At 52.9% G+C, this 7019-nt stretch carries 7 protein-coding genes and 1 tRNA gene; 3 read left to right on the forward strand and 5 right to left on the reverse strand.

Going from position 1 to position 7019, the window contains the following annotated elements; all coding sequences use genetic code 11:
- Positions 1–105: 105 nt before the first annotated feature.
- The 3 genes from ABEV74_RS08655 (at position 106) to sda (ending at position 1497) form a co-directional block, all read left to right on the forward strand.
- Positions 106–180, forward strand: a tRNA-Arg gene (locus ABEV74_RS08655).
- A 161-nt stretch (positions 181–341) separates the two neighbouring features.
- A complete protein-coding gene (gene clpP / locus ABEV74_RS08660; RefSeq protein ID WP_062496362.1) occupies positions 342–923 on the forward strand; it encodes an ATP-dependent Clp endopeptidase proteolytic subunit ClpP in 582 nt (193 codons plus the stop codon).
- A 283-nt stretch (positions 924–1206) separates the two neighbouring features.
- Positions 1207–1497: a sporulation histidine kinase inhibitor Sda gene (gene sda, locus ABEV74_RS08665; protein ID WP_430145170.1), complete on the forward strand. Its 291-nt coding sequence runs from the start codon at positions 1207–1209 to the stop codon at positions 1495–1497.
- A 213-nt stretch (positions 1498–1710) separates the two neighbouring features.
- Here the strand turns inward: sda and ABEV74_RS08670 are convergent, their stop codons facing one another.
- The 5 genes from ABEV74_RS08670 to ABEV74_RS08690 form a co-directional block, all read right to left on the reverse strand.
- The gene (locus ABEV74_RS08670; protein ID WP_062496364.1) at positions 1711–1980 is read right to left on the reverse strand and encodes an HPr family phosphocarrier protein; all 270 of its coding nucleotides are present in this window, start codon (positions 1978–1980) and stop codon (positions 1711–1713) included.
- A 125-nt stretch (positions 1981–2105) separates the two neighbouring features.
- Positions 2106–3035: a DNA-binding protein WhiA gene (whiA, locus tag ABEV74_RS08675; protein WP_062489408.1), complete on the reverse strand. Its 930-nt coding sequence runs from the start codon at positions 3033–3035 to the stop codon at positions 2106–2108.
- Between the two features lie 6 nt (positions 3036–3041).
- On the reverse strand, positions 3042–4028 hold the full coding sequence (locus tag ABEV74_RS08680) for a gluconeogenesis factor YvcK family protein (RefSeq protein WP_062489411.1): 987 nt from the start codon (positions 4026–4028) through the stop codon (positions 3042–3044).
- A gap of 11 nt (positions 4029–4039) precedes the next feature.
- Positions 4040–4927 (reverse strand): RNase adapter RapZ, encoded by an 888-nt coding sequence (rapZ, locus tag ABEV74_RS08685; RefSeq protein ID WP_062489413.1) that lies wholly within the window; start codon positions 4925–4927, stop codon positions 4040–4042.
- Between the two features lie 85 nt (positions 4928–5012).
- Positions 5013–5963 (reverse strand): ROK family glucokinase, encoded by a 951-nt coding sequence (locus ABEV74_RS08690; RefSeq protein ID WP_430145174.1) that lies wholly within the window; start codon positions 5961–5963, stop codon positions 5013–5015.
- Positions 5964–7019: the final 1056 nt, after the last annotated feature.

Here is a 7019-nt window from a genome sequence, read left to right on the forward strand (position 1 = left end):
ATTTAATTTTACAATGAACCAATCATGAAAAACCAAAATTTAATTTAAAAATGGACTTGCTTTATTCTTCTCCATGTCATATAATAAATTTCGCTATTACAAAATGCGCCCGTGGTCCAATGGATATGACGTAGGCCTCCGGAGCCTGAGATCGAGGTTCGATTCCTCGCGGGCGCGCCATAATATCACCATGTACACTCATCAAGTATTGCCGAAATTGCAAAGTTATCGGCTTTTTTGTTGCAAATGGTTTGACCATCTTTGACTTTTAAGACGATTTTCGCTATGATGGTGTTACGCTTACCAATATCGCCACTTGTAGAGGAGGAAAACGTATGGATATGAACTTCGTACCGATGGTCATCGAACAGAGCAACCGCGGCGAGCGCGCTTACGATATTTACTCTCGCCTGCTCAAGGACCGCATTATTTTCCTCGGCACGCCGATCAACGATGTGGTGGCCAATTCGATTATTGCCCAAATGCTGTTCCTGGCCGCGGACGATCCGGACAAGGATATCAACCTTTACATCAACAGTCCGGGCGGTTCGATCACATCGGGAATGGCCATATACGACACGATGCAATATATCAAGCCGGACGTTTCGACGATTTGCGTCGGCATGGCCGCTTCGATGGGCGCGTTCCTGCTGGCGGCCGGCGCGAAGGGCAAGCGTTATGCGCTCCCGAACAGCGAAGTGATGATTCACCAGCCGCTTGGCGGCGCCGAAGGACAAGCGACGGATATCGAAATCCGCGCCCGCCGCATTCTGAAAATGCGCGACAAGCTGAATGCCATCCTGGCAGAGCGGACCGGACAGCCGCTGGAACGAATCGAAAAGGATACCGATCGCGATTACTTTATGAGCGCCGAAGAAGCGCTGGCGTATGGAATCGTGGACAAAGTGATCGAGAAAATTTAACCTGGTCCGGGCACGGTTGTGCCTGACGACGAAACCTCCAAGCCGCTTGAGTAGAGGCCGGCCTGGAGGTTTTTCTTTTTATTCCCGCATCCGCTCCGCATATATCACAATTCATCTGATTTGTCAAGAAGAATTCAACCCCCCGAATTCCCCACCATCTTTCATCCATATCATGGTAAGATAGTCGTAGCAATACCAACAACATGATGTTTCCGAACCATTTGTGCCGTGGGAACGGCCCCATCGGCCGAAGCCCCAATCTTAATGTGTGGAGTTGCCGATAATGAAATTGATTAATCCGTTATTTTCGACCAGAAAGAGAACGCAATCGATTTCCCGCTCTCTTGGCAGAGACGAGCATCTGATCGGTCATCAGGAGCCGCAATCCGCTTCCGGGGATGGTTTTCTTCCCATGCAGGATAAGACGATGCTGCTGCGTCCTTTGAACGATACGCATTTGCTGGAAGTGTACAAGGAAGCGAAGGCCATGCAGCTCTCGGAGGAGTTCATCCGATTGATCGAGGTTGCGTTGCAGCAACGCAACATTCCGCTTGACAAGTCGACCGGCGCATAAGAATAGGCAGGCGCCGACATCATCGCTGACCCAGCCGTCCAGGAATAACCGGACGGTTCTTTGCCTTGTCTGCGTATTTTAGCAGCTTTTGTAAATAACAACAGGGCGGTTAACCGTCAGTTTAGACGTACCGCCCTGCAGTATCGTATCGCTTTAGCCAGGCATGGCAAAAAAAAGCTCCAGAGGAGCTTTTCCCGCATTGGTCAGAAGACTTTACTGATTCTCCAATTCTTCTTTGCTTACAAGGTTGACTAAAGCGGTTACAGCTTGCTCTGCGTCCGAACCTTCTGCGCTGATGTAGACTTCGGTTCCGGAACTGATAGCCAGACTCATAATGCCCATAATCGATTTGGCATTTACTTTCTTATCGTCTTTCTCGACGAACACCTCGGAAGAAAACTTGTTTGCTTCCTGGACGAATAACGCTGCCGGTCTCGCATGAAGTCCCGTCTTCAACCGCACAACAACCGGTTGCCTTGTTATCATCACAACACCCCCTAAACATATTCAACAGGAACCGATGTTCCATGAGGAAACACCGGTTTCCAGACATAATAAATGAGATTTCCGCTTTACTATTATACCATTGTCGCCACCAGGATTAAAGTTCAGCCATTCCGGATTTTTTCAGCCATTTCATCGATTTTTCGCAGCCGATGATTGACGCCGGATTTACTTACTTTTCCTTTCAGTAGTTCGCCGACTTCCTTCAAATTGATATCCGGATGCTGCAGCCGGACCATGGCGACTTCTCTCAGTTTTTCCGGCAAATTTTCCAATCCGATTTCTTTCTCCAGCAGCCGGATATTATCGATCTGCCTGACGGCCGCTCCAATCGTCTTGTTCAAATTCGCCGTCTCGCAGTTGACGATCCGGTTAACGGAATTGCGCATATCCCGCATGATGCGGACATCCTCGAATTTGAACAGCGCTTGATGCGCGCCGATAATATTGAGCAGCTCGATAATTTTTTCGCCTTCTTTAATATAGAAGATAAACCCTTTTTTCCGCTCGATGCAGCGGGCGTTCAGATGGAACTTGTTCGCCAGCTCGACAAGCGCCTTGCAGTGCTCTTCATACATCGAAGAAATCTCGAGGTGGTAAGAGGAGCCCTCCGGATTGTTTACCGAACCTCCCGCCAGAAAGGCGCCGCGCAAGTACGATCTTTTGCAGCAGCCTTTACGTATCATTTCCTTATCGATACCCTGATTAAACATAAAACTTTCCGAAATGATCCGCAATTCGCTCAAGATTTCCTGAACTTTGGCCGGAATGCGCACAATGTAGACATTGTTTTTTTTGAGCCTCATCTTTTTGCGCACGAGCAGCTCGGTATGAACGTCAAAATGCTTTTTGATCAGCGTGTAGATCCGCCGCGCGATAGCGGCATTTTCTGTCGATATATCCAGAATCACTTTACGGCTCGACAGCTGCACCGAACCGTTCATCCGGATGAGCGCGGACAGCTCTGCCTTTTCGCAGCACGGGTCGGCTTCTATGAGAGTCAGTTCTTTTTTGGTCTGGGCTGCAAAAGACATCGCTTCTCACCTCTTCCGTAGCATCCAGTTCTCCACCAACTGGTAAATATGATGGCTGAGCCGTGCCGCATCGTGCCGCAAATACGTGCGAAACAGGACAAGCCGGTCGGCGATTACTTTATAGCCCCGCCGCTCGACCTCTTCCAGATCGAGATGAACCGCCTTCGCGCCCTTCTCCGCGTATTTGCTTTGGACTTGCGGAGGAATTTCCCCGTCGTTGACGATCACATAATCGAAAATATGCTGGCCGACATGGTTGTAGACAGCGTCCAGATGATCGCTGACCGCGTAATTGTCCGTTTCGCCGGGCTGCGTCATCACATTGCATACGAATATTTTAACCGCATCGGACTCCATAATACTTTGCGCGAGCTTCGGCACGAGCAAATTCGGAATAATGCTTGTATACAGGCTGCCCGGCCCGATCAGAATCGCATCGGCGCTGCGGATCGCTTCGACCGCTTCCGCCAGCGGTTCGACATCTTTCGGCTCGATAAAGACGCGCTTGATCGCCTGGCCCGATTTCGGAATGATCGATTCGCCGGTCACGATCGTGCCGTCCTCCAGCTCCGCATGCAAAATAATCGCCTGATTGGCGGCAGGCAGAACCCGTCCCCGTACGGCGAATACGCGGCTTAATTCACGGATGGCGGCGACAAAATCGCCGGTAATATCGGTCATCGCAGCCAGCACGAGATTGCCGAGACTGTGGCCGGCGAGACCTGTACCGTTCTGAAAACGATAGCTCAACATTTCCGACATGAGCGGCTCGACGTCCGCGAGCGCTACGAGCACGTTCCGGATATCGCCGGGCGGCGGAATTTGCAGCTCATGGCGCAAAATACCGGAACTGCCTCCGTCGTCGGCAACGGTCACAATAGCGGTAATATCGAGCGGCTTTTCTTTTAATCCCCTAAGCATGACCGACAGACCGGTACCGCCTCCGATGACGACGATCTGCGGACGTTTGATCGTTTTCTGACCGCTCTCCATGCTTCCTCCCATCAATGCTTGTCGCGGTCGGCGTCGCGATGGCTGACTCGGACCAGCTCCGTATCGCTGCTGCCCAGCGTTCGTCCCAAATATTCCGCGATCGCAACCGAACGGTGCTTGCCGCCTGTGCACCCGATGCCGATTACGACCTGGCTCTTGCCTTCCTTCTTGTACAACGGAATGAGGAATGTCAGCATATCGAGCAGCTTGTTCAGAAAGGTCTGCGTTTCCGGCCATTTCATCACATAATCGTAGACATCCGGATGCTGCCCTGTCTGGGGACGAAGCTGGTCGACGTAATGGGGATTGGGAAGAAAACGGACATCGAATATCAAATCGGCATCGATCGGCACGCCGTATTTAAAGCCGAATGACGTCACATTGACGGAAATGCTGCTTTCGCCCAAATGCGTAAAGCGGGAAATGATTCTCTCCTTCAGCTCCGCCGGTTTCAAATTGCTCGTATCGATAACCTGGGTTGCCCAGCCTTTCAAATCCTCCAGCAAGTGGCGCTCCAGCCTGATCCCTTCCAGCGGCAGGCCGGACGGAGCAAGAGGATGCCGGCGGCGGCTTTCCTTGTAACGCTGCACCAGAACTCCATCCGTCGCATCCAGAAACAATATTTCATAAGGAATGGAGAAATGCTCCTTGATCTGATTCAACGATTCCGAAAGCGCGGTGAAAAATTCCCGGCCCCGCAGATCGATCACAAGCGCCACCTTGCCGATTTTGCCCTTCGATTGGTCGATCAATTCCGCGAATTTCGGAATCAGGATCGGGGGCAAATTATCGACGCAGAAAAAACCGAGATCCTCCAGACTTTGTACGGCGATCGTCTTTCCTGCGCCGGACATGCCTGTAATGATGACAAGTCTCGCCGAATCGGCTGGCGTACTCATTCCTCTCGCCTCCTCCAAACCTGCTGTCCTGTTGAAGAAGGCCGTCCGGCTTCAAACGGCTTGCCGAACGGCCGCGCGATAATCGTTACGACCGCAGAACCAATCCTGCAGCGCCGACAATGCCTGCATTGTTGCCGAGTTGCGCCGGTACGATCTCCACGCCTTCCTGAATGAGGTCCGGCGTAAATTTGCGGAAGACGTCCCGAATTTGATCGAACAGGAAATCGCCGGCTTTCGATACCCCGCCGCCAATAATAAAGCGCTGCGGGTTCAGCACGATAGCAACGGTGGCCATCGATTTGCCGAGATAGAAGGCGGCCCGATTGACGATGCGCGCCGCGACTTCGTCGCCGGCTTTGGCCGCATCGAAGACGTCCTTGGCCGTAATGTTCTCGACCGCGGATAGCGATGTCCGATCGCCCCGCTCAACGGCGTCCTTGGCCATCTTGATAATGCCGGTTGCGGAAGAAACCGTTTCGAGACATCCCATCTTGCCGCAGCCGCACTGAATCGCTTCCAGATCCGGCACAATCGCCATATGGCCCAGCTCACCGGCCATGCCGGCAAATCCTTGTACGATTTTGCCGTCAATGATGATGCCTCCGCCTACTCCGGTACCGAGGGTGTAACAGACGCAATCGCTTACCCCTTTGCCCGCTCCGGCCCAGGCTTCGCCCAGCGCCGCCACATTCGCGTCGTTATTGATGAATACCGGTTTGCCGAGCGCTTCCTGAACCCGGTCCCGCACTGGCACATTGCGAAGCCCGAGATTCGGGGCGAACTTCATGATGCCGTTCGGTATATCGAGAAATCCGGCAATTCCAATCCCGACCCCTTCCACCTGCTCCCACTGAAAGGGAGACTCGGAGACGATATGTCGGACATAAGCCGCAATGTTGTTCAGAATGGCGTCCGTCCCTTTGTCCGTTTCGGTCGGTCCTTCGTACGTTTGGAGAAGATCGCCGTTTTCGTTGCATATGCCTACCTTGATGGCGGTTCCGCCGATATCGACTCCAACGTAGATTTTCTCAGACATCACATGGCCACCTCGATCGATAAGTTTAAAGCTTCTTCAATCACTATAAGCGAACGGTACCGATAGGTCAAGATAGACACGATGTTCCAAGAAACGGCACAAGTCTTTAGCTCGTGACAGGCGACGCGACCAAGGCTATATTCGCTCGCGCCAACCCCACCGGATGCCCGATTGCGAACCTCCAGGGCTTTATTCACTCACACCGCCCACGCAAGGCGACCGATTGCGAACCTCCAGGGCTTTGTTCACTCACACTGCCCGCGCAGGGCGACCGGTTGCGAACCTCCAGGGCTTTATTCGCTCGCGCCCCCCGCGCAGGGCGACCGGTTGCGAACCTCAGGGCTTTATCCACTCACACCGCCCGCGCAGGGCGACCGATTGCGAACCTCCAGGGCTTTGTTCACTCACACTGCCCGCGCAGGGCGACCGGTTGCGAACCCCAGGGCTTTATCCACTCACACCGCCCGCGCAGGGCGACCGGTTGCGAACCTCCAGGGCTTTATTCGCTCACACCGCCCACGCCGGGCGACCGATTGCGAACCTCCAGGGCTTTATTCGCTCGCGCCCCCCTCCCCCTGCTGTGACTGACACCAGTCCCGAAATTGTTTGTGCTTACTTTACATCGGCTCCGCGGCGGCTGGCATCCGGAAGGAAGACAGAAACCCTATAAAATAACAATGCTGCAAAAGTGCAGCTTTTTCGGATGTAAAATAACCAAATTGCGAAAATTCCTGCGATTATACAGTTTTTTTGATCCGTTCAAGCCAGACAAGCGAGATTTTCCAAAAATTACTGTATTTTTGCAGGATTTCGCGCCATAGTCGTCTATTCGGGCCAAAATTCCTGCACTTTTGCAGGCTTTTCGCCAAAGCAATCTGCCGGGAGACGAAGCCGCTGAAGGCGGGCTCGCAACGGACCGAAGGTGATTAGACAGACAGCAGGATGCACCGATGGACCGGAGACGATTGGACGAATGGCGGGGCCCACCGACGGACGGGACACGTTTTGACAGAAGGCGCGGACGGTTAGACAGGCTTAAGAAAAACGCCTGACGGC

It is taken from the genome of Paenibacillus cisolokensis, assembly GCF_050481165.1.
Taxonomy (GTDB): Bacteria; Bacillota; Bacilli; order Paenibacillales; family Paenibacillaceae; genus Paenibacillus_AH; species Paenibacillus_AH cisolokensis.

Bases quoted from the DNA above. Each gene is read 5' to 3' on its own strand.
- ABEV74_RS08680 (WP_062489411.1), bottom strand. From the start codon at position 4,028: ATGGAGAGCGGTCAGAAAACGATCAAACGTCCGCAGATCGTCGTCATC.
- whiA (WP_062489408.1), bottom strand. From the start codon at position 3,035: ATGTCTTTTGCAGCCCAGACCAAAAAAGAACTGACTCTCATAGAAGCC.
- clpP (WP_062496362.1), top strand. From the start codon at position 342: ATGAACTTCGTACCGATGGTCATCGAACAGAGCAACCGCGGCGAGCGC.
- rapZ (WP_062489413.1), bottom strand. From the start codon at position 4,927: ATGAGTACGCCAGCCGATTCGGCGAGACTTGTCATCATTACAGGCATG.
- sda (WP_430145170.1), top strand. From the start codon at position 1,207: ATGAAATTGATTAATCCGTTATTTTCGACCAGAAAGAGAACGCAATCG.
- ABEV74_RS08690 (WP_430145174.1), bottom strand. From the start codon at position 5,963: ATGTCTGAGAAAATCTACGTTGGAGTCGATATCGGCGGAACCGCCATC.